Origin of the sequence: Pseudomonas sp. OA65 (assembly GCF_017498305.1) — a bacterium.
GTDB lineage: Bacteria > Pseudomonadota > Gammaproteobacteria > Pseudomonadales > Pseudomonadaceae > Aquipseudomonas > Aquipseudomonas zanjanensis.
The window spans coordinates 16,441-39,434 of sequence record NZ_JAGDEZ010000035.1; the positions used below are offsets into that span (position 1 = coordinate 16,441).

At 61.3% G+C, this 22,994-nt stretch carries 20 protein-coding genes and 1 pseudogene; 9 read left to right on the forward strand and 12 right to left on the reverse strand.

What is annotated here, in order from left to right:
- The first annotated feature begins 9 nt into the window (after positions 1–9).
- On the forward strand, positions 10–474 hold the full coding sequence (locus tag J3361_RS23045; protein WP_207966465.1) for an SRPBCC family protein: 465 nt from the start codon (positions 10–12) through the stop codon (positions 472–474).
- 482 nt (positions 475–956) lie between these two features.
- Here J3361_RS23045 and J3361_RS23050 read toward each other — a convergent pair whose 3' ends face one another.
- Entirely contained in the window at positions 957–2,837 is a 1,881-nt protein-coding gene (locus J3361_RS23050) for a methyl-accepting chemotaxis protein (protein WP_207966466.1), read from the reverse strand.
- A 254-nt stretch (positions 2,838–3,091) separates the two neighbouring features.
- Between J3361_RS23050 and J3361_RS23055 the strand changes: the two genes are divergently transcribed.
- The 3 genes from J3361_RS23055 to J3361_RS23065 all read left to right on the forward strand — a co-directional run bounded on the left by J3361_RS23055 (position 3,092) and on the right by J3361_RS23065 (position 7,173).
- Entirely contained in the window at positions 3,092–3,592 is a 501-nt protein-coding gene (locus tag J3361_RS23055; protein ID WP_207966497.1) for a sigma-70 family RNA polymerase sigma factor, read from the forward strand.
- On the forward strand, positions 3,582–4,583 hold the full coding sequence (locus J3361_RS23060) for a FecR family protein (protein WP_207966467.1): 1,002 nt from the start codon (positions 3,582–3,584) through the stop codon (positions 4,581–4,583). The genes J3361_RS23055 and J3361_RS23060 overlap by 11 nt, the downstream gene beginning before the upstream one ends.
- A gap of 85 nt (positions 4,584–4,668) precedes the next feature.
- Positions 4,669–7,173 carry a TonB-dependent siderophore receptor gene (locus J3361_RS23065; RefSeq protein ID WP_207966468.1) on the forward strand — a complete coding sequence of 835 codons (2,505 nt, stop codon included), beginning with the start codon at positions 4,669–4,671 and terminating at the stop codon, positions 7,171–7,173.
- A 138-nt stretch (positions 7,174–7,311) separates the two neighbouring features.
- On the opposite strand, the gene J3361_RS23070 is transcribed toward J3361_RS23065, so the two are convergent.
- The gene (locus tag J3361_RS23070) at positions 7,312–8,385 is read right to left on the reverse strand and encodes a fatty acid desaturase (protein ID WP_207966469.1); all 1,074 of its coding nucleotides are present in this window, start codon (positions 8,383–8,385) and stop codon (positions 7,312–7,314) included.
- Between the two features lie 100 nt (positions 8,386–8,485).
- Between J3361_RS23070 and J3361_RS23075 the strand changes: the two genes are divergently transcribed.
- Complete coding sequence (locus tag J3361_RS23075) at positions 8,486–9,490, forward strand: AraC family transcriptional regulator (protein WP_207966470.1); 1,005 nt, start codon at positions 8,486–8,488, stop codon at positions 9,488–9,490.
- A 275-nt stretch (positions 9,491–9,765) separates the two neighbouring features.
- Here the strand turns inward: J3361_RS23075 and J3361_RS23080 are convergent, their stop codons facing one another.
- From J3361_RS23080 to J3361_RS23090, 3 genes are all read right to left on the reverse strand, one after another.
- Entirely contained in the window at positions 9,766–11,004 is a 1,239-nt protein-coding gene (locus J3361_RS23080) for a type II toxin-antitoxin system HipA family toxin (protein WP_207966471.1), read from the reverse strand.
- A complete protein-coding gene (locus J3361_RS23085) occupies positions 10,997–11,245 on the reverse strand; it encodes a helix-turn-helix transcriptional regulator (RefSeq protein WP_207966498.1) in 249 nt (82 codons plus the stop codon). Before J3361_RS23085 ends, J3361_RS23080 begins: the two co-directional genes overlap by 8 nt.
- A gap of 272 nt (positions 11,246–11,517) precedes the next feature.
- A complete protein-coding gene (locus tag J3361_RS23090) occupies positions 11,518–12,204 on the reverse strand; it encodes a Crp/Fnr family transcriptional regulator (protein ID WP_207966472.1) in 687 nt (228 codons plus the stop codon).
- Between the two features lie 87 nt (positions 12,205–12,291).
- Between J3361_RS23090 and J3361_RS23095 the strand changes: the two genes are divergently transcribed.
- Positions 12,292–12,816, forward strand: a complete 525-nt coding sequence (locus J3361_RS23095; RefSeq protein ID WP_207966473.1) for an Mpo1-like protein — start codon at positions 12,292–12,294, stop codon at positions 12,814–12,816.
- 291 nt (positions 12,817–13,107) lie between these two features.
- On the opposite strand, the gene J3361_RS23100 is transcribed toward J3361_RS23095, so the two are convergent.
- The 5 genes from J3361_RS23100 to oscA all read right to left on the reverse strand — a co-directional run bounded on the left by J3361_RS23100 (position 13,108) and on the right by oscA (position 17,306).
- Positions 13,108–14,097, reverse strand: coding sequence for a sulfate ABC transporter ATP-binding protein (locus J3361_RS23100; RefSeq protein ID WP_047700099.1), 990 nt, complete (start codon positions 14,095–14,097; stop codon positions 13,108–13,110).
- 3 nt (positions 14,098–14,100) lie between these two features.
- Positions 14,101–14,970: a sulfate ABC transporter permease subunit CysW gene (cysW, locus tag J3361_RS23105; protein WP_024618577.1), complete on the reverse strand. Its 870-nt coding sequence runs from the start codon at positions 14,968–14,970 to the stop codon at positions 14,101–14,103.
- Between the two features lie 13 nt (positions 14,971–14,983).
- Entirely contained in the window at positions 14,984–15,802 is an 819-nt protein-coding gene (gene cysT, locus J3361_RS23110) for a sulfate ABC transporter permease subunit CysT (RefSeq protein WP_013692011.1), read from the reverse strand.
- Between the two features lie 177 nt (positions 15,803–15,979).
- Entirely contained in the window at positions 15,980–16,993 is a 1,014-nt protein-coding gene (locus J3361_RS23115) for a sulfate ABC transporter substrate-binding protein (RefSeq protein ID WP_207966474.1), read from the reverse strand.
- 130 nt (positions 16,994–17,123) lie between these two features.
- Positions 17,124–17,306 carry a sulfur starvation response protein OscA gene (gene oscA / locus J3361_RS23120; protein ID WP_003186967.1) on the reverse strand — a complete coding sequence of 61 codons (183 nt, stop codon included), beginning with the start codon at positions 17,304–17,306 and terminating at the stop codon, positions 17,124–17,126.
- 487 nt (positions 17,307–17,793) lie between these two features.
- Here oscA and J3361_RS23125 point away from each other — a divergent pair, with 487 nt between their 5' ends.
- Entirely contained in the window at positions 17,794–18,177 is a 384-nt protein-coding gene (locus tag J3361_RS23125) for a DUF6124 family protein (protein ID WP_207966475.1), read from the forward strand.
- Positions 18,178–18,276: 99 nt separating this feature from the next.
- On the opposite strand, the pseudogene J3361_RS29815 reads toward J3361_RS23125, so the two are convergent.
- Positions 18,277–18,366, reverse strand: a pseudogene (locus tag J3361_RS29815) (metal ABC transporter ATP-binding protein); the annotation flags it as partial.
- 106 nt (positions 18,367–18,472) lie between these two features.
- Complete coding sequence (gene dibA / locus J3361_RS23130) at positions 18,473–20,380, reverse strand: phosphodiesterase DibA (RefSeq protein WP_207966476.1); 1,908 nt, start codon at positions 20,378–20,380, stop codon at positions 18,473–18,475.
- A gap of 145 nt (positions 20,381–20,525) precedes the next feature.
- On the opposite strand from dibA, the gene desA reads away from it, so the two are divergent.
- Positions 20,526–21,710 (forward strand): delta-9 fatty acid desaturase DesA, encoded by a 1,185-nt coding sequence (gene desA, locus J3361_RS23135; RefSeq protein ID WP_186709980.1) that lies wholly within the window; start codon positions 20,526–20,528, stop codon positions 21,708–21,710.
- 228 nt (positions 21,711–21,938) lie between these two features.
- On the forward strand, positions 21,939–22,928 hold the full coding sequence (locus J3361_RS23140) for a sensor domain-containing diguanylate cyclase (protein ID WP_207966477.1): 990 nt from the start codon (positions 21,939–21,941) through the stop codon (positions 22,926–22,928).
- Positions 22,929–22,994 lie beyond the last annotated feature (66 nt).

Sequence of the window (22,994 nt, forward strand, 5' to 3'; positions counted from 1 at the left end):
AGCAAGACCATGAGTGCATTTCAACCCGACACCCTGATCAAGAACCCCCACGCCTGCCAGGTCGAAACCTCGGTGGAGGTCGCGGCTGACGCGGCGCGCGTCTGGGACGTGGTGGGTGATTTTGGCGGCTTCAACCGTTTCATCCCGGCACTGGAGCACATCGAAATGACTGGCAAGGGCGTAAGATCCCTGCGTAAGAAGTTCTTCCGCGATGGGCAGAACCTGGTGGTGGAACAGCTCAACAGCCGTGACGACCAGGCCATGCACATGACCTGGACGCTGATCTACAACACCCTGGGCATCGACAACCTGTGGGCGGCCATGCGCGTCGAACCCTTGGCCGACAACCGCTGCCGCGCCACCTGGACCATCATCGCCGACCACACCGACGCCCATACACCGTCAGGCTTCCGGGATTTCCTCCAGGGCTTCGCCGATGAGGCGATGGGAAATGTGCAGGGGATGTTCAAGTAAGCACCCATCCTTGTGGGAGCGGGCTTGCTCGCGATAGCGGTGGGTCAGTCAATGAAGCAGTTGGCTGGGCTGCCGCCTTCGCGAGCAAGCCCGCTCCCACAATTTGGTTCCGGGGTGAACCCAAGATCCCGGCACACAGCCAATCCCCTGTGGGAGCGGGCTTGCTCGCGATAGCGGTGGGTCAGTCAATGAAGCAGTTGGCTGGGCTGCCGTCTTCGCGAGCAAGCCCGCTCCCATAATTTGGTTCCGGGGTGAACCCAAGATCCTGGCACACAGCCAATCCCCTGTGGGAGCGAGCCTGCTCGCGATGGCGTCAGCCCAGGCAACCCCTACCCGTGGCGAGGGAGCTTGCTCCCGCTCGGCTGCGCAGCAGTCGTAAAACCGGCCAATGCGATAAGCCTGTAGACCGGCTGGGGCCTGCTGCGCAGGCCAGCGGAAGCAAGCTCCCTCGCCACAGGGATTGGGTCGGCTTGCGACTGAGGTCAGATCTTGAAGCTGTCTACCAGTTGTTTCAGTCGATTGGCCTGTTGGGACAAGGCATCGCAGTCCTTCAAGGTTTCATTGAGGTTGGCCACGCTTTGCTGGTTCAGCAGGTTGATGTGGCTGACGTCCATGTTGAGGGTCTCGACCACGGCGGTCTGTTCTTCGGTCGCGGCGGCCACCGACTGGTTCATGCCGTCGATCTCGCCAATGCGCTGGGTCACGCTGACCAGTCGCAGGCCGGCCTGGTTGGCCACTTCCACGCTTTCTTCGCTGGAGGTCTGGCTGGCGTTCATCGTGGTCACCGCTTCACGGGAGCCGACCTGAAGCGAGGTGATCATCTTGTGGATTTCTTCCGCCGACTCCTGGGTGCGGTGCGCCAAGTTGCGCACTTCATCGGCCACCACCGCAAATCCGCGTCCGGCTTCACCGGCACGGGCCGCTTCGATGGCCGCGTTCAGCGCCAGCAGGTTGGTTTGCTGGGAGATACCCTTGATCACGTCCAGGATGTGCCCGATGTTGTCGGTGCTCGCGTTCAGGGTTTCGATCTGGGTGCACGAGAGGCTGATCTTCTGCGACAGCTCGGTCATGGCCTGGATGGTTTTTTCCACCACCTGGCGACCGTCATCGGCCTGTTCGCTGGCACCGCTGGCCTGTTGCGAGGCATCGGCGGCATTGCGGGCGATTTCCTGGGTCGCGGCGCCCAACTGGTTGATGGCCGCCGCCACACTGTTGGTGCGGGCGCTCTGTTCATCGGAGCCGACGAGCGACGCATTGGACGAGGTCATCACTCGCTGCGACAGGTCATGCACCTGGCGGGTGGCGGAAGACACCTCTGCAATCGACGCATGAATCCGCTCCACGAACTGGTTGAATGAACCACCCAACACGGCGAACTCGTCCTTGCCCTGCACCACCAGGCGCCGGGTCAGGTCGCCTTCGCCCTGGGCGATGTCCTGCATGGCACGGCCCATGGTGGTCAACGGGCGCATCAACACCTGGATCAACAAGCTCAGCAGCAAGGCAATGGCCGCCACTGCGATAAACATCGCAATCAGCGCCGACGTCCGGAACTGGCTCAGCGGCGCGTAGGCCTTGGCCTCATCGATCGACAGGCCGATGTACCACTCGGCGTTCGGCAGGCCGGTCACCGGGGTGAACGAAAGGATACGGTTCTGGCCGTTCAGCTCGACCTCCTGGATACCCTTGCCGATGCGCACTGGCGTACCTGGATAGATGTCCTTGAGGTTTTTCATCACATGATCCTTGTCAGGGCTGACGATCACCTGACCGTCGCCACTGACCAGGAACGCATGGCCAATGCCACCGAAGTCCACGGAGTTGATGATTTTCACCAGGGTTTCCAGGCTCAGGTCGCCGCCCACCACGCCAAGCAATTCGCCGTTGTGCTTCACCGGCAGGGCCACGGTCACCACCAGGCCACCCACCGCCGCCAGGTAAGGCGGGGTCAACATGGTTTTATCGGCCGTCACGGCCTGCTTGTACCAAGGGCGCTGACGCGGGTCGTAGCCGTCAGGCATTTTGGCGTCCGGGCGTTGGGTGAAGACACCGTTGGCCTGGCCCACATAAGTGAACTGAAAGTTCGACGTCAGCGCCGGCTGATCCACCAGCCCCGGCAGATCTGCGGCAGTGCCCTGATGCGCGATGTTTTGCGCCAGGTTTTCCAATACCAGGATCCGCCCGCTCATCCAGTTCTGGATGCTGCTGGCCGTCAGGTCGCCGGATTGCTCGATGGACGACTCCAGGCTGCTACCGATGGTGTTGCGCTGCAAATAGTCGTTGTAGAGCGTGAACAGGGCAAAAGCCAGGACCACCACACCAGAGGCGGCGAGAAGGATTTTGTGGCTGAACTTTAGATTCATCGATGGGGCTTCTTCTGCAAGGAGTGGGGGTGCATTCCAGGTCGCAACGTTCCATGTAACAGCGCGGGCAGTCTTGTCACTTGCTCCACTTTGGTGCACGCATACTCACTCTGTCGGCAAGCTTGTACAAATAATTAGGCATTTGTACAAATAGTCGACGGGAGGCTCGCCGGGTTGAACGGTGGTTGCAAATTCGCCGGCGGCTGATGACAATGCGACACGTTATCATTCGTAACATCCAGGCCGTCGTGTCCATGTCATCTCCCGAGTTTGCAGTACAGGCGCTCTACAGCCAGCATCACGGCTGGCTCAACACATGGCTGCGCACCCGCCTGGGCAATGCCGCCGATGCGGCCGACCTGGCCCAGGACACCTTCGTGCGCTTGTTGCAGCGCAGCGAACGCCCGGAGCTTCGGGCCCCACGCGCCTTTTTGCGCACCATCGCCCAAGGCCTGGTGATCGACCATTGGCGGCGGGAAGAAATCGAACGCGCCTACCTCCAAACCATAGCTCACCTGCCGGAAGCCGAAACCCCCGGCGCCGAAGCCCAGGCCTTGATCCTGGAATTGCTCGAAGCCGTTGCCAGAATGCTCGAAGGCCTCAAGCCGAAAGTACGCAAGGCCTTTCTGCTGGCCCAATGCGAAGGCCTGACGTACAAGCAGATTGCCGAACAGATGGGCGTTTCGTTGCGCTCGGTGGAGCGCTACGTCGCCGATGCGCTGTACCACTGCTATGTGTTGCGCTATGAAAGCTGAGCCGGCGGATCACTTGCAGAACCGCCGTAACGGCCCGTCGCAACAGGTCGTCAGACAGGCAATCAACTGGCTATTGCGCCTGCGCAATCACGCCACCCACCCGACGTTGCGCCAACAGTGCGACACCTGGCGCGCCGCCCACCCTGAACACGAACTGGCCTGGCAGCGGGTGCAATCGCTGCACAGCGAATTGACCTCGAACCTGCGGGCCGTGCCCGGTGCCCACATCGCCTTGGATACCCTGGAAAACAGCGCCCAGCGCCTCAGTCGGCGCCAGGCCCTCAAGTTGCTGTCGGGCATCGCCGTGGTGAGCGGCGCGGCGTGGCTGGGCAAGGACTTCGGCGGGCAGGCGTGGAATGCCGATTTCGCCACCGCCACCGGTGAACGTCGAGGTTTTCAACTGCCAGATGGCACGCGACTCGAGCTCAATACCCACAGCGCTGCCGACCTGGATTTCACCGCTCAACAGCGCCTGATCACCCTGGCCCGTGGCGAAATCATGGTCACCTGTGGCCACGACCCGGGGCGGCCGCTGCTGGTACAAAGCCGCCATGGACTGTTCGAAGGGCTGGAGGGGCGTTTCGTCGTGCGCCAGGACAGCGGTTGCACACGGCTAAGTGTCACCAGCGGACGAGTGGTTATCCGTTCGCACCCCAACAGCGATGGCTCGCCCCTCCAGGTCGAGGCCGGGCAAACCTATCTGGTCAGCTCAGCGACAGCGACCCTGGCGCCACCGCTGGACATGGACGCAGGGGCCTGGGCAGACGGGTTGATTGTCACGCGCAACATGCGCCTGGCAGATTTTCTCAACGAAGTGGGACGCTACCGCCCAGGCTATTTGAAATGTGCGGCGTCGATTGCCGACCTGCGGTTGTCGGGGGTTTTCCGCTTGGAGGACACCGACAAGTTGCTCGCCGTCCTGCCACGCACGCTCCCGGTGCAGATCCGTTATCGAACCCGTTGGTGGATCACGGTGGAACGCCTGGCCTGATTTTTTTTGGCGGGTTTCAGGCCGGCGTCCGGCTAGGACAGTAAGCAACCCTTATCGGCCTTCAGCGACTCCAACGGAACCTACAATGACTGAGCGCGTACTTCTCAAGCACCCCTTCGGCTTCTCTTCGCAACCGGGCCTGTTGCGCCAGGCCATTCATGCCGCGCTGTTCTCCACGGCGCTGGGGGTCAGCGTGGTGCCGATGCTCGCGGTGGCCGCACAAGACGGCGTGACCGCCAGCCGCCAGAGCTACAACATCGCCCCCGGCCCGCTGAGCGATGTGCTGAACCAGTTCGCCCGCCAAGCCGGGATCACCCTGGCCAGCACGCCGGCGCAAACCGGCGGCGTCCAGTCTCCGGGGCTGAAAGGTGAGTATTCGTCCGATCAGGCCCTGAGCCAGTTGCTCAGCGGCTCGGGACTGGTTGCCGTCAGCCAGGATGGCATCAGCTACGTGCTGCAAACCCAGACCACTGGCAGCACGATGGAACTGCCGAGCACCGACATCAAGGGCTTCGCATTGGGTAACGCCCTGGGCAGCATGGAAGGCTACAACGCCACCCACAGCCAGGTCGCCACCAAGACCAGTACCGCCCTGCGCGAAACCTCCCAGAGCGTCTCCGTGGTCACCCGCGAACAAATGGACGACCAGGGGGCACAAACCGTGTCCCAGGCCATGCGTTACACCCCCGGCGTGCTGACCAACCCCTACGGCGCCACCCATCGCTACGACTACGTGGCGATGCGCGGTTTCAACGACGGCTCGGTGGATAACATCTACCTCGACGGCCTCAAGTCCATGGGCGACAGCGGCACCTACAGTTCCATGCAGATCGATCCGTATTTCCTCGAGCGAGTCGATATCCTCAAGGGGCCGTCGTCGGTGCTCTATGGCCGCAGTTCGCCCGGCGGCCTGGTAGCGCTGACCAGCAAGAAGCCGCTGTACGAGGCTTATCACCAGATCCAGGCCACGGTCGGCACCCAGGGCCAACGGGGCATGGGCTTCGATTTCAGCGGTCCGGTGGATGACGACAAACGCATCACCTATCGCCTGATCGGTCTGGCGGACACGTCCGATACCCAGTTCGACCACAACAAGGAAAAGCGCTTCGCCCTCGCGCCCACGGTGAACATCGACTTCAGCGAAGACACCTCGCTGACGCTCCAGGCCTACCTGCAGCATGACCCCGACGGCGGCTACCACGGCGGCATGCCGGCCGACGGCACCTTGCATCAGCGCAACGGCCGGCGGATCTCCGAAAACTTCTTCGAAGGCGAGCCTGGCGTCGACGGTTACGAACGCGACCAGCAGTCGTTCGGCTACCAGTTCGAACACCGTTTCAATGACGTCTTCACCGCCCGGCAGAACTTCCGTTACCTGGACTCCGACGTCACCAACGATCAGGTCTACGCCTATGGCTGGACCACGCCCACCAGCAACGAGCTGAACCGCTACTACACCGGCGCCGAAGAAAAGCTCCACTCCTTCATCGTCGACAACATGCTGCAAGCCGAATTCTTTGCCGGCGCGACCAAGCACACCGTCCTGATGGGCGCCGACTACCAGCGGCGTAAAACCGTGGTCGACTGGACCAGCGGCAGCCTGGCGCCGATCAATGCCTTCGACCCGGTCTATGGCAACTCGGCCATCACCTACTACAGCCCCACCAGCTACCTGCGGCGCCTGGAGCAGACCGGCGTCTACCTGCAAGACCTGATCGAAATGGACAAATGGCGCTTCTCCCTGGGCCTGCGTCAGGACTGGGTCGAGACCTCGGATGAGAACCGCATCGCTGAATTCGGTCGCCCCGCAGGCACCGAGATCAACGACAAACGCACCAAGCTCACCGGCCGCGCCGGGGCGTTGTACCTGTTCGACAACGGCTTGGCGCCGTACATCAGCTATTCCGAGTCGTTCAACCCGAACTCCTACGCCGACAGCGCCGGCAATCCACTGGCGCCCACCGATGGCAAGCAATGGGAACTGGGCCTGAAGTACCAACCACCCGGCACCGATGATCTCTACACCGCTTCGCTGTTCCGCATCGACCAGGAAAACCTCGCGACCAAACTGCCCCAGGAAAACTTCTACCGCGCCGTCGGTGCCGTACGCTCCCAAGGCCTGGAACTGGAAGCGCACCTGCAGTTGACCGAACAATTCAAGGTGCTGGGCAGCTACACCTTCACCGACATCGAATATTCGAAATCGATGGTCAGTACCCTCAGCACGCCCACCAACATCATCGAAAACAAAGGCAACTCACCGACCCAGGCCCCGCGTCACATGGCTTCGGTCTGGGCTGACTACAAGTTCGACAGCGGCGCACTCGATGGCCTGCGCCTGGGCGGCGGCGTGCGCTATGTCGGTTATAGCTGGGCCGATGCGGAGAACACCATGAAGGTGCCGTCCTACACGCTGTTCGATGCGTCGGTGGGGTATGACCTGGGCAAGGTCGGCTTGAAAGGCGTGGATGTGCGCTTGAACGCGAACAACCTGACCAACGAAACCTACGTCGCCTCGTGCGCCAGCCTGAGCTATTGCTACCTGGGTGAAGAACGCAATATGGCGGCAACGGTGAGTTACCAGTTCTGACCTGTTCCCGGTCTTGACGCATACCATTGTGGCGAGGGAGCTTGCTCCCGCTGGGTCGCGTAGCGGCCCTTGTATTTTGGGGCTGCTGCGCAGCCCAGCGGGAGCAAGCTCCCTCGCCACAAAGGCTTGCCCCTGTCCTTAGGCCTGGGCCATATCCCCTTCCTCCCGCACCACACCCTCCTCCCGCACAAACCGATTCGCCCGCCCGAACGTACCAAAGTCATTGAACCGCACGCCCATCTCGCGCATCACCTCATGGGCCACCGGCACCGTCAGTTGGCGAATGTAGAACGGCTCCTTCACCACGAAATGATGAATGCCGTGGCTGCTGCCGAAGTTGAAACAGAACGCCTGCAACGGCCACAACCACCAGGGGTTGAGTACCTGGGTTTGCTGGATCACATTGCCCGGCTCGATGTCGCCGTAGTAGTGCATGTTCGAGCTGACGAAATGCAGGCAAAAGGTGCGCAATACGTTCGGTCCGATGATCACCACCACCGCGATGTCGATCACCTGCATCGTTGCCAGCGTGCTTGCCGACCAGTCAATTGAAGTTCCCATCAAGCTCGCGACGCCGTTGGCCCCATGGAAACCGAGGAACACATACCAAGCGCCCCAGTGCAGCAGCGCCAGCGGAAAATAAACCTTCAACGTACGCTTGAGGATGCTGCGCTTGTGCGCCCAGGTCTTGGCCCGCAGCAGGCGGATGAAGGCCGACATCACGTTGTCGCCGACCATCAGCAACCGCGCCAACCCCCAAGGTTCGCCGTTGGTGATGGCCCGCTCTTCCATGTCAGCCTCGCTCCCGGACACCTTGTGATGGTTGAGGTGCAGGTGACGGCGGATCCATGGGTTGATGGTGCTCGGCCGCGCCAGCCACACCAGGCCCATCATCAAGTTGTGGGGCAGGCGCTGCTTGCGAAAATACATGCTGTGGATCAGGTCGTGTTCCAGCTCATGGGTCAGGGACGCGAAAAACGCGTTGAGCAACAGGCACGCCCAGCCTGCGAGGTCACCGTTGAGGTAGAGCAGCGCCGAACCGATCATCCCCACCAGGGCGAACGCCAGGATGCCCGCACCCAGCGCATCCTGATGACGCAAAATCGGGTAGCGCTGACGCAATTCCTCACCCCGGGCCAGGACCACCTGGCGAATATGGGCCGCTCGTTGTTGTGCATTCAATCGCTCGGGGCTTGCGCAAGTGCCGTGCATGGCTTACATCCTCTGTTAGAGATGTGCTCATCCTGCCGGGCGTTGTCCCACGGGGTGGTAGCCGTATACGCCAACCTGTTGACCGCAAGCGCCAATCGTCATGACGGAACCGACCTCCCTCGCCAGCTGGACCCGCGCCCTGCGCAAACAGCTCGATGCGCTGGGCCTGGACAGCCATGCCTTGTGCGTCGAGGCCGGCCTCGACCCGCAATGGATGGACGACCCGAACGCCCGTTACCCACTCTCGGCCACCACGCGCCTGTGGGCATTGGCGGTGCAGGCCAGCGGCGACCCGGCCCTCGGCCTGCGGGTGTCGCGCTTCGTCAGCCCCACCACCTTCCACGCATTGGGTTATGCGCTGGTGGCCAGCGGCAGCTTGCGGGAAGTGTTCGAGCGGATCGTGCGTTATCACCCGGTGGTCAGCGATGCCCTGGCCCTGCAATTGAACCGTGGCGAAGACCGCTACCGCTTCAGCCTCGATGTGCCCCCGGGCCGGCCGGCGCCAGCGTTTGAAGCCATCGATGCGTTCGCGGCGATTTACGTGCGCACCTGCCGCAACCGCCTCGGCCGAGACTACGCACCGCTGGCAGTGTACCTGCGACGGCCGGAACCGACGGACGCCAGCCCATGGCACAAGGTGTTCCGCTCGCCGGTGCATTTCGGCGCCGCCCAGGATTGCCTGGAGTTCAGCCTCGTCGATTTCGACAGCCATCTGGACGACGCCAACCCGGAACTGGCCGAACACAACGAAACCGTGCTCGAACGCACCCTCGCCCAGCTCCAGCCACTGACCTGGGAACGCAAGGTCCGCGCGGCCATCGAGGCGCAACTGCCCGAAGGCGAACCCAGCGCCGAACGCATCGCCCAGGCCATGCACCTGAGCCTGCGCAGCCTGCAACGGCACCTGGCCGACGAAGGCTGCCGCTTCGACGCACTGCTCAACGAATGCAGGGAAAACCTCGCGTTGCTGCACTTGCGCGATCCGCAATGCTCGCTGAGCGAAGTCAGTTATCTGCTGGGCTTTGCCGACGCCAGCAGCTTCAGCCGCGCCTTCAAACGCTGGACCGGCATGACGCCGGGGCAGTTCCGGGATGGGTTGCGGTAGGTTTTTGCAGAGCCTGGGCTGGCCCTATCGCGAGCAAGCTCGCTCCCACATTGGAAGCGGTGTGACCGCAATAGCTGCGACAACACCTAACCCCGTGGGAGCGAGCTTGCTCGCGATGACTTTCGCCCAGACAACCAAGCCCGTGGCGAGGGAGCTTGCTCCCGCTCGGCTGCGCAGCAGCCGCAAAACCGGCCTATGCGATCCGCCTGTAGGTTGCTGGGGCCTGCTGCGCAGGCCAGCGGGAGCAAGCTCCCTCGCCACGGGTGCCGGGTGCATCAGTCGGCGCTGGGTTTAAGACTGCGTGCAAGGCCCGATGTCCAAGCGTCGACCATTGCTTCCCCTGTCGCTCGGAACGGTTGATGGCCATTCATGTAGCGACGCATTTCGACCAAGGCGACACCCATTCCATGAACCACCTGCTCCAACAGTTCCTTGCAGCGCTTCTCGGTCAAATTGCAGGCTGAGCGACCAAACCCCATCAGCATTTTATATTTCGGCCAGGCTTTGGAGCCGCCCAGCAGGAGCGCCATGTTGTCATTACGAATGTAAACCGCAGTACTGACCAGGTCATAGGCGGGTGCGAGCCTGATAGATGCGTCAGCGCCACAGTGGTCATAAAGCACCCCGAAATTCTTCAAGTGCGCATCACCATTTTTCAAGCCCGCCGAAAGCGCCACGATTTTAAACAGAGACTCCAGCGCCTGATTGAGCTTATGAGGTGAAACGTACGCCTTGATCTGCCGGGCCGCGCCTTCATACGAACCGTCGTACTTGGTTTTAGAAGGCGAGCCGTTGAGCACACAGAAGTCCTCAAAACCCAGGTATTCGCCAGTGCGTGACAAATCAAAACGCTTCACGATCAGGAACTTACCGCGCTCACTGAGCTCGAACTCCGGCACCTCAAGCCCTGCATGCAACGCGGCACGCATGCAGAAAAACTCGTTGGCAGCCAGCTCGGGAAATTCGTCCGCGCGAAAAGCCTTGATCAGGTGTGTGGCACCCCGGTGGGTCAAGCGATCGACTGTCGATGCGCTATCGCGTATGAGCACCTTGGGTTGTACGCCGGACACACCCGAATACTGCCCATAGGTGTGCAGCAGATCGTCGAACAACCCCTCGGCCCCGTCGTGTACAAGCAAATCAGCCAGACTGGTTTCAGGCGGCCCGGCCGAAATCCCCAAACGACCAATGCCCACTCGACCCAATTGATGAGGCCCCACGATGGCAAGCATGGCGAAGTCGTCAAAGCCTCGTACCGCTTTGCTGAAGCGACGAACCAACTCATCACGCAAGGCACCTTCCGGCAGGTTCATCTCAAAAATGGGTGGTACGCCGGGTTCCCAGGCGTAGCTTTCAAGACGCACCGGCATGGTCAGCGAAACCGACTGCTCCTCTTGCGCCCCCGTGGAATAGGCGAATACAGATTTACTGCGTTGCTGACCCCGCCCAAGAATGCCAACCGCCGTTTCACTGACGGTGACTTGCAACCTGTCCAGGCCTTGCTCGTCAGCCATGGAAAGCATCCTTTCTCAGTGAGTCGAGCGTGGGACGTTTCGCAGGACGAGCGACAGCTGTCAGCTCGTAGCCAAAACCATTGAGGATCGCTTCGACCTTGCGGATACCGACTTCCGCAATCGTGTTGTTTTCGATGCCGGAAATCGTGGCACGGCTCATGCCGTACTGGGCGGCCAATGCCTGCTGGGAGAGGTGGTGTTCTTTTCGAAGTCGCCTTATCAAATCGCCTAGGTTTTTCATCGTCATTCCGCATCATATACAGTGCAAGCTGATCAAATATAGTGGTGTGCACTGTATTTAATTCAAATTTTCATGAAGTGTAGCGCATAAACATGCGTGCTTGCTCGCGATGACTTTCGCCCAGACAACCAAGCCCGTGGCGAGGGAGCTTGCTCCCGCTCGGCTGCGCAGCAGCCGCAAAACTGGCCTATGCGATCCGCCTGTAGGTTGCTGGGGCCTGCTGCGCAGGCCAGCGGGAGCAAGCTCCCTCGCCACGGGTGCCGCGTCGGCTTTTAGATTGTGGTCAGGGCCCGCAACCGTTCGATGTCGACGATTTGGATCTCGCCATAGCCCAGGTGAAGAATGCCCTGGGCCTGCAGGTCCTTGAGGATCTGGTTGGTGGTCTGGCGCGACAGCGAGAGCATCAGCGCCAGTTGTTCCTGGGGCAGTTGTAACACCCGTCGGGCCGGTTCGATTTCGCCGTAGCCTTCGGCGATCATCAGCAGGCGGTGGGCCAGGCGGGCCGGGGCGGGCATCAGGCTCAGGTGTTCGAGGTTGATGAAGGCCAGGCGCAGTTTGTGGCTCATCAATAAAGCGAGGTGGCGCCAGTAGAGGGGTTGCGCTTGCAGGAATGCCAACAGCGGCGCCTGGGGCAAATGCAGCAGCGTACATTGACCCACTACGACCGCATCATGGGTCCGTGGCTGGCCATCGAACAGGCAGATTTCACCGAACCAGTGAGGTGCCTCAACCACGCTCAGTAACGCCTCCTTGCCCTGCTCGTTCACCGCACCGACGCGCACCGCGCCTTCCAGCACGGCATACAACCCGCAGGGTGGATCGCCGCGCTGGAACAGCCGATGGCCCGGCGGCAGATGGCGCACCCGCGCCATGTCCAGCAGACTATTCTGTAATTCAGCAGGCAGATGGCTGTACCAGTGGCCCGCCATCAGGTGTGAGTGCCAGGGATGGGAATTCATGGAAACTCCGGGACAAGTGTCGGCTAACTGACAGAACGCCTGGTGATACCCGGGCATCATGCAGGCATCACCTCAGGAGGAACAACAATGAAAAGCCTCGTCGATCATCTCAGTCAATACGCCGCGTATCACCGCGACCCGCGCAACATCGCCAGCCACTTCATCGGGATCCCGCTGATCTTCGTCGCCGTCGCCGTGCTGCTGTCACGGCCCGGCTGGCCAATGGGCGCAGTGCTGGTGTCGCCGGCGCTGCTGGTGGCAGTGGCCAGTGCCTGGTTCTACCTGCGCCTGGAACTGCGCCTGGGTGTGCTGATGACCGTGCTGCTGGGTCTCGCCGTCTGGCTGGGCCAGGTGCTCGCCGCGCAAAGCACCTGGGTGTGGCTGGGCAGTGGCCTGGGCATGTTCGTGGTGGGCTGGGTGATCCAGTTCGTCGGCCACTATTACGAAGGCCGCAAGCCGGCGTTCGTCGACGACCTCACCGGGCTGATTGTCGGGCCGCTGTTTGTGGTGGTGGAAGCGGGCTTCCTGCTGGGGCTTCGCGGCGAACTGAAGCGCGCCATCGAAGAGCGCGCCGGGCCGGTGGCGTTGCGCAACCAGCGTTCGGCGGCCTGACAACACCGCCATACCAGTCTGCCATCCTTGTGGAGCGCGAACCTGTGGGAGCAAGGCTTGCCCGCGATGGCACCGCCTCGGTCTATCAGCTACACCGAGGTGTTTGCATCGCGGGCAAGCCTTGCTCCCACAATGGATCTGCGTCGTACACAAATCTCCCTGTGGGAGCGGGCTTGCTCGCGAAGACGGCGGCACAATCAATATCGTCGTCAATTGACCCACCGCTTTCGCGAGCAAGCCCGCTCTCACAATAGGTCTGCGCCGTTCACAAATCCCGTGCTCGGGATGCCTTTAAAGGTTAGCGACTTTCTGCCAGACCTTCGGCTTGAAGAACAGCGTCTCGCCCTTCGCCAGCCCCACCAGGCTGTCATGGTCCTTCACCACTTCGGCCTCGATCAGTTCGCTCTGGCCTTCCACCTTCAGGGTCACCCGAGTGGTGGCGCCGAGCGGACGGATGTCGCGTACTTCGGCGGCGTGGTGGTCTTCCAGCTCCGAGCGCGACAGCGAGACTTCGTGCGGGCGGAACAGCACATGCCGGTCCTCACCCAGGTGCAGGCGGTTCGAGTCGCCGAGGAAGTGGTACACAAAGTCGCTGGCCGGGTTTTCGTAGACATCCCCCGGCGAGCCGATCTGCTCGATCACGCCCTTGTTCATCACCACGATGCGGTCGGCGACTTCCATGGCTTCTTCCTGGTCGTGGGTCACGAACACCGACGTCAGGTTGATGTCCTCGTGCAACCGCGCCAGCCAGCGGCGCAGTTCCTTGCGGACCTTGGCGTCGAGGGCACCGAAGGGTTCGTCCAGCAGCAATACTTTGGGTTCCACCGCCAGGGCACGGGCCAGGGCAATACGCTGGCGCTGGCCGCCGGACAACTGCTCCGGGTAGCGGTCGGCGAGCCAATCCAGTTGCACCATGTTCAGCAGTTCGTGGACCTTGGTCGCGATCTGGCTTTCGTTCGGACGCTGGCCCTTGGGCTTCATGCGCAGGCCGAAAGCGACGTTGTCGAACACCGTCATGTGGCGGAACAAGGCGTAGTGTTGGAACACGAAACCGACGTTGCGATCGCGCACGTCGTGGCCGGAGACATCCTCGCCGTGGAACACAATGTTGCCTTGGTCCGGGGTCTCGAGGCCGGCGATGATCCGCAGCAAGGTGGTCTTGCCGCAACCCGATGGCCCGAGCAGCGCTACCAGCTCACCGCTCTGGATGTCCAGGCTGATGTCGTCCAGGGCCCGGAAGGCGTTGAAATTCTTGCTGACGTTACGGACTTCGATCGACATGACTTATTCCTCCGCGGCGCTGGCGCGCAGGCGGTTGATTCGGTTTTCGCTCCACTGCTTGAGCAGCAGGATAAAGAGCGCCAGGATCAGCAACAGGCTCGCCACAGCGAACGCGGCCACGTGGTTGTATTCGTTGTAGAGGATCTCGACGTGCAGCGGCAGGGTGTTGGTCACCCCGCGAATGTGCCCGGACACCACCGACACCGCGCCGAACTCACCCATGGCCCGGGCGGTACACAGCACCACGCCATAGATCAGGCCCCACTTGATGTTCGGCACGGTGACATGCCAGAACATCTGCCAGCCATTGGCGCCCAGCAGGCGCGCGGCCTCTTCTTCCTGGGTGCCTTGTTCCTGCATCAGCGGGATCAGCTCACGGGCCACAAACGGCACGGTGACAAAGATCGTCGCCAGGACGATGCCCGGCAGCGCAAACACGATCTGGATGTCGTGATCCGACAGCCACGGCCCGAACAGGCCCTGGGCGCCGAACATCAGCACGTAGACCAGGCCCGCGATCACCGGCGACACCGAGAACGGCAGGTCGATCAGCGTCACCAGCATGCTCTTGCCGCGGAATGAGTATTTGCTCACGCACCACGCGGCACTGACGCCGAACACCAGGTTCAGCGGCACCGAGATCAGCACGGCAATCACGGTGAGCTTCAACGCCGACAGCGCGTCCGGTTCGAAGATCGCGGTGAAGAACGCCCCCAGCCCGAGTTTCAGGCCCTGGGACACCACGATGAACAGCGGCAACAGCAAAAACAGCGCAAAAATCAGCCAGCCGAGACCGATCAAGACGCGCCGCGACGTCGCACTGCCACGACGGGCAGCGTTGGTGGAGGCTGCGGAAATAGACGATTGAGACATGATTCGCGCCTCCTTATGGGGTTTCGATGCGCCGCTGCAGCAGGTTGATCAGCAGCAACAGGACGAAGGAAACCACCAGCATCAGCACGCCGATGGAAGTGGCGCCGGTGTAGTCGTATTGGTCGAGCTTGACCATGATCAGCAACGGCAGGATCTCGGTTTTCATCGGCATGTTGCCGGCGATGAAAATCACCGAACCGTACTCGCCCACGCCACGGGCAAACGCCAGGGCGAAGCCGGTCAACCAGGCCGGCAACAACGCCGGCACGAGGATGTGGCGGAACACCTGCCATGGCTTGGCACCGAGGCAGGCGGCGGCTTCTTCGACTTCACGGGGGATATCGGCCAACACCGGCTGCACCGTGCGCACCACGAACGGCAGCGTCACGAAGGTCAGCGCCAGGGTGATGCCCAGCGGGGTGTAGGCGATCTTGAAGCCCAGGTCAGTGGCGAATTGGCCCACCAGGCCGGTCGGCGCGTACAACGCCGTCAGCGCGATACCGGCCACGGCGGTGGGCAGGGCGAACGGCAGGTCGATCATTGCGTCGATGATCTTGCGGCCGGGGAAGGTGTAGCGCACCAGCACCCAGGCCAGCAGCGTACCGATCACGCCGTTGATGATCGCGGCGTACAGCGCGGTGCCGAAACTGAGCTTCAGGGCCGCCAGCACCCGCGGCGCCGAAATGATCGCCCAGAACTGCTCCCAGGTGAGCTGGGCGGCATGCACGAACATCGCCGCCAGGGGAATGAGCACAATCAGGCTGAGGTACACCAGGGTGTAGCCCAGCGTCAGCCCGAAGCCGGGTATGACGGGGGATATGCGACGCGACATAAAGGTCCTTGGTTAAAAACACTAAACATGGAAGCACGACTGGGTGGGAGCAAGGCTTGCCCGCGATAGAGGCGACTCGGTTTCTGAAGGACCGCATCGCATCCATCGCGGGCAAGCCTTGCTCCCACAAAATCCCCTCACCACAAATTCGGTGTCCGGCTTTAGCTTTGTTTCAGCTTACTGCGCCTGATAGATCTGGTCGAACACGCCGCCATCGTTGAAGAATTTCGGCTGGGCAGTTTTCCAGCCGCCGAAGTCCTTGTCGATGGTCACCAGCTCCACCTTGGGAAATTGCCGGGCGTACTTGGCGGCCACATCCTTGTCACGTGGGCGATAGTAGTTTTTCGCGGCGATTTCCTGGCCGGCCGGGCTATAGAGGTGCTTGAGGTACGCTTCGGCGATCTCGGCATTGCCTTTCTTCTCGGCGTTCTTGTCCACCACTGCCACCGGCGGTTCGGCGAGGATCGACAGCGACGGCACGACGATGTCGAATTTATCGGCGCCACCGTCTTCTTTCAGCGCCAGGAAGGCTTCGTTTTCCCAGGCCAGCAACACGTCGCCCTGACCGTTGTTGACGAAAGTAATGGTCGAGCCACGAGCGCCGGTGTCGAGGATCGGCACGTGCTTGAACAGCGCCTGCACGTATGCCTTGGCCTTGGCTTCGTCACCGCCGTTGGCCTTCAGGCCATAGGCCCAGGCGGCGAGGAAATTCCAGCGAGCGCCGCCGGAGGTCTTCGGGTTCGGGGTGATGACCGATACGTCATTCTTGATCAGGTCATCCCAATCCTTGATGCCCTTGGGGTTGCCCTTGCGCACCAGGAACACGATGGTCGAGGTGTAGGGCGTACTGGCGTCCGGCAGACGGGTTTGCCAGCCCGCCGGCAGGGATTTGCCCAGCTTGGCGATTTCATCGATGTCGCCGGCCAGGGCAAGGGTCACCACGTCGGCCCGCAGACCATCGATCACCGCCCGGCCTTGCTTGCCCGAGCCACCATGGGACTGCTGGATCTTCACGCTGTCGTCCGGATGCGCTTTCTTCCAGAAATTGACGAATTCGGCGTTGTAATCCTGGTACAGCTCGCGCGTCGGGTCGTAGGACACGTTGAGCAACTCGTAATCCTTGGCGACGGCGGAACCCGCAAAAACAGCACTGGCCAGCGCGGCCAGGGCATAACGACGAATGGACGACATGGTGAAAGCTCCTGGAATTCTGGTTTTTATGGCTTCTGGAAATCGAGTGGCTTGTAGAAAAGATCGCAGCCTTCGGCAGCTCCTACACTCAGCCCCCGTAGGAGCTGCCGAAGGCTGTGATCTTCGGTTTTCAAGACGGCTTATGACTGGGTTGCTGCAGACGGAATTTTTCCTTGCGTTCGATCTGCACCACCTGGGCGTTGTGCACGGTGATTTCCACCGCCCCAAAACGCAGATCGCGCAACGCGCTCTGGATCTCGCGCAAGATGGTGGCTTCGTCCTGACCGTCAACGCTACGTAGAGATGCGCTCATGCTGCTGCTCCTTGAATGAATGCCTGGCAGTGGGCGGCACTGCTTGCGGCGTGGGAGCAATACTAGATAAGTGCACATATTCTTAAAAAGACTATTTAAGAATTTTTATATAACCAAAATTACATAAAGTAGCCGACGTCCTACGGCAGGAGTGATTGGGGACTTTTTCCCGGCCCAATCCTCGGAGATTTCCTTCAAGACGTAGGGCTGTGCATGAACTAGGCAGCGTTTCCGAGTACCGCTAACCTCTGTTCGTCATCGCAAAAAACGGTGACACGGACGTGCAAGTCCGGGTAAAACACCAACCCTTAATGCTTCTAGCCATTCGTGGCGCGTTCGCGCCCGTGTTTTATGGCGGCTGTGTTCGGGAGATCTTCGGATCTGCCGAGTTTTGGGTAGGGTTGCTCGGTCTTGCACACTCGCACACAGCTGCCACCCTTCATTGCGTGCAAGCGATCCAGGGCGGTTCTCTATAGGAAACCTACCCATGTTCAAACCTACGCCGAATCCACCGCAAAACGGCCACAAATCCCGCGTCCAAGCACAGGAAGAAAAAAAGCTCGACGACGCCGCCACCCGCGCCCTCGACTACTACCTCAAGCCCAAGCCCGCCTCACCGCCCGAACCCGACAAAAACCAACTCTTCATCGTGTCCCCCCACATCGACACCGAAACCCTGCTCGCCAACGCCTCCGAAGACCTGCTCTCCATCAGCACCATCGCCGCCGACCTGGCTGACGACGTGGACGACTCACGCCGCTGCGTCGCCCTGGCGATCAGTCGCATGGCCGATGGGGTGCAGTTGTTGGTTGAGCGGGCGTTGGATCATTTGGAAACCAAGGAGGCGGTGGCGCCTGGGGCCAAGGGGTAGCGCTTTGCTCTGATGCAAGCTGAGCCGGCGCCATCGCGAGCAAGCTTTGCTCCCACAGGGTTCCGTGTCGGACCGAATCTCAAGTTCAACGCCAATCCACTGTGGGAGCGAGCCTGCTCGCGATAGCGGAGTGTCAGGCAACAATGATGCAAGCTGAACCGACGCCTTCGCGAGCAAGCCCGCTCCCACAGGGGATTGGGGGTGTTGCGGATATTTCGATCACCCCAAAAACAACTGTGGGAGCAAAGCTTGCTCGCGATGGCGGTGGGTCAACCAACATCAATACCACTGACGCTCAGGCAATAACCGGCGCCCGCTCCCAATCCAACAGCGCCGCCGCCACGGGCCGGCCAAACCAGTAGCCCTGCCCCAGCTCACAAGCCAGTCCAAGCAAGAACGCCGCTTGCTCACGCTGTTCAATACCCTCGGCGTGCACTTGCATCCCCATGCTATGGGCCAAGGCAATGATCACCCGGACGATCGCGGCGTCATCCTCATCCCACGGCAACCCCGCGACAAACCCCTGATCAATCTTGAGCTTCTGCACCGGCAAACGCTTAAGCCGCAGCAGCGACGAATACCCCGTGCCGAAATCGTCGATAGCCAGCCGCACACCCAACTCCCGCAGGCGATGCATCTGCTCCAGCGCCACCTCCGGGTCTTCCATCACCGCGCTTTCCGTCACTTCCAGCTCCAAATAGGCCGGATCCAGGCCCGTGTCGTGCAACACCTGAGCGACCCGTTCGTACAACTCCCGATGGGCAAACAACCGACTCGAGACATTGACGGCGACGAACGACAGCGCCACTCCAGCCTGCTGCCACCGGCACATCTGCCGGCAGGCCTGGTCCAAGACCCAGGCATCGATTTGGGCAATCAGCCCGGTACGCTCGGCGATGGGAATGAACTCGCCCGGCGACACCAGCCCCCGCGTCGGATGCTCCCAACGCACCAGCGCCTCGACACCGATCAGACGACTGGTCGCCAGCTCGTGGACCGGCTGGTAGTGAACGCGCAACTCCTGTTGCTGCAGCGCGCGCCGCAGTTCGAAGGCAATCTCGACCCGCTGCTGGGCGTGGGCGGTGAGTTCTTCGGTGTACAGGGCGTAACCGTCCCGCCCGGCGCTCTTGGCCTTGAACAACGCCGAGTCGGCGTTGCGCAGCAGTTGCCCGGCGTTCAGGGCATCGCCGGGAAACAAACTGATGCCGACACTGGCGTTGATGAACAACGCGTGCCCATCGAACCGCAGCGGTTCTTTCAGGGCGTCGAGGATACGCCGGGCCAACGCCGCGGCCTGGCCAGGTTGGGAGCAGTTTTCCACCAGCACCGCAAATTCGTCGCCCCCCAACCGAGCCAGGGTCACGCCTGGCGCAAACAACCCACGAAACCGCTCGGCCACGCCTTTGAGTAACTCATCGCCGACGTTGTGGCCCAGGCTGTCATTGATGTTCTTGAAGTGATCCAGATCCACCAGCAACAGAGCGCACCCACGCTTATGCATCTGCGCCGACGCCAGGGCTTGCTCCGTGCGATCAGAAAACAGCAGCCGGTTGGGCAGGCCTGTCAGCGGGTCGTGATGGGCCAGGTGCGCCAGCTCATGCTCCGAATCCTTGATGGCGCTGATGTCTGAAAAAACCGCGACATAATGACTGACCTGGTCGTTATCGTCGCGAATGACCCGGATCGTCTGCCATTGCGGATAAATCTCACCACTTTTACGCCGGTTCCAGATCTCACCGCTCCACTCACCCTGGCTGGCCAAGGCGGCAAACATGTCGCGATAGAACTCCGGCCCATGGCGACCGGACTTGAACAGATTGGGGCGCTGGCCCAGTACTTCGTCCCGGGCATAACCGGTGATCGCCATGAAAGCCCGGTTCACATGCACGATCAAGCCATTGCGGTCCGTCACCAACACCCCTTCGCGGGTGCAATCGAAGACGGCCGCGGCCTGGCGCAGGCGCTCGCGATCGACGCCGTGCTCACCCTTGGCGAAAAACCGCGAGATCCGTGCCCGGGCCAGGAAGATCAGCCCGGCGCTGAGCAGCACCCAGGCATAACCGTTGATCAGCAGCCAGCGCTGCCTATCGACGAATTGATCGAAGAAACTGCTCAATAAATAACCAATCAGCTGCAGCCAGATGACTGACAGCACGAGGTAAAGCAGCGCTACGCGCATGGCACTGCGTTGATAGGCAGGCATTCGGCCATCCATGTCCCTACAAAGTGATGGGATTATAGAGGAAGAAACATTCAGCCACTCTTATCTGAAAGGCCGACTGGTTTTATCTGTGGGGCTGGTGATAATGCAACGGCGGTTTCTATCTTTATCGAGGGCCCTACAGCCTATGTGGTACGAAGGTTTTCTTGGCTTGTCGGCCTGGTCACTGGTGGCAGTCACCCTGCTGATGACCCACGTCACAATCATTGCCGTCACGGTCTACCTGCACCGTTATTCGGCGCATCGCTCCCTGGAGCTCAACGCCGGTCTCAAACATTTCTTCCGCTTCTGGCTGTGGTTGACCACGGCGCAGAACACCCGCGAGTGGACCGCCATCCACCGCAAGCACCACGCCAAATGCGAAACCGAGGATGACCCCCACAGCCCGGTCATCAAGGGTTTGTCCACGGTGTTGCGCAAAGGCGCCGAGCTGTACCGCGCCGAGGCGGAAAACCCGGAAACCCTGCGCATCTACGGCAAGAACTGCCCCGACGACTGGATCGAGCGCAACCTCTACAGCCGCTTCCCGCTGTTGGGCGTGGCGATCATGGGCGTCATCGACCTGCTGCTGTTCGGCACCATCGGTATCACCATCTGGGCCATCCAGATGATGTGGATTCCCGTCTGGGCCGCTGGCGTGGTCAATGGCCTGGGCCATGCGGTGGGTTACCGCAACTTCGAATGCCGCGACGCGGCGACCAACCTGGTGCCGTGGGGCATCCTGATTGGCGGCGAAGAATTGCACAACAACCATCACACCTACCCCAACTCGGCCAAGCTGTCGGTGCGCAAGTGGGAGTTCGACCTGGGCTGGGCCTGGATCAAGGTCTTCAGTTTCCTGCGCCTGGCCAAGGTCCAGCGCGTTGCGCCGATCGCCCACCGGGTCGAAGGCAAGGGCCACCTGGACATGGACACGGCCATGGCGATCCTCAACAACCGCTTCCAGATCATGGCCCAGTACCGCCGGCTGGTCATCGCGCCGCTGGTCAAGCAGGAACTGGAGAAGGTCGATCACTCGGTGCGTCACCAGTTCCACCGGGCCAAACGCCTGCTGTCGCGGGAAACCAGCCTGCTGGACGACCGTCACCATGTGCGCATCCAGAACATGCTCGAACACAGCCAGGCGCTGAAGGTGATCTACGAAAAACGCCTGGCCTTGCAGCAGATCTGGGTCAAGACCAGCAGCAACGGCCACGACATGCTCGCCGCCATCAAGGAATGGGTCAGCGAGGCCGAGGCCAGCGGCATCCAGTCCCTGCGCGACTTTGCCGACCAGCTCAAGACCTACTCGCTACGGCCTGCCACGGCCTGACGCGACAACGCCATGTGGATAAGGGCTTCTTGTGTGGCGAGGGAGCTTGCTCCCTCGCCACAGGTTCAACACTTGGTATCTTACGGGCTAAATCCCCCGCCCTTCGTCGCCCGAAAAGGAACTTCGCCCCGAATCCCCTATCTCAAAGAGCACTTCGCCATCCTGGCGGGCTTTGGAGAAAAGTGCGTGCAAAACAACAGCAGTGCACGCTCTTTGAGATTTGTGCCGATGGTCGACAAGAACCTACAGGATTACTCCCTACCTCATTGGCCCGAGGCGGCCCAGACGCTCATGGCACTGATGCATGCCCAGGGTGAAGTGGCGCGCTTGAGCGAGCGTGAGCAGCTGTTCAGCTCGCTGCTGGTCAGCGTCAATGCCGTGCTTTGGGCGTTCAACTGGGAAACCCGGCAAGTGCTGTATGTCAGCCCCGCCTACGAGCGAATCTTTGGCCGCCCCGCCGGCCTGGTCCTGGCCGACTACAACGAATGGCGCGACGCAATCTACCCCGACGACCTCGAGTACGCCGAACGCAGCCTGGCCGAAGTTTTGGTCAAGGGTGCCGTCGAAGATCGTGAATACCGCATCATCGCCGGCGACGGCCAGGTCCGCTGGTTGAGCGACAAGTGCTTCATCAACCGTCAGGCCGAACCCGGGCAACCGGTGATCGTGGTCGGCATCGCCGAGGACATCACCGAAAAGAAGATGCTGGAAAGTGAACTGCAGCGACTGGCGACCACCGATGTACTGACCCAGAGCAGCAATCGCCGGCACTTTTTCGAATGCGCCAACCGTGAGTTCGAGCAGGCACGGCTACAAGGCACGCCCATGGCGTTCCTGTTGCTGGACATCGATGACTTCAAGGTGATCAATGACACCTACGGCCATCAGGAAGGCGATACCGTGTTGCAGAAAATCGCCGAAAGTGGCCGGTCCGTACTCCGGCGTGGTGACCTGTTCGGGCGGATCGGTGGCGAAGAGTTCGCGGCGGTATTCCCCGGCTGCCCCCCCGACATGGCCTTGCAAGTGGCCGAGCGGTTGCAACGGGAAATCCAACGCTTGATGTTCCGCTGTGGCGAGCAGACCTTCGGCATTACCGTCAGCCAGGGGCTCACCGCCATTACTCCCGAGGACCCGTCCCTCGACAGCCTGTTCGCCCGCGCCGACGCGGCCATGTACGAGGCCAAGCGCAAGGGGAAGAACCGCATCATCGCGGCTTGATTGAGTTGTCCCGCCACTGAACCCCTGTGGGAGCAAGGCTTGCCCGCGATAGCAGCGCCTCGGTGT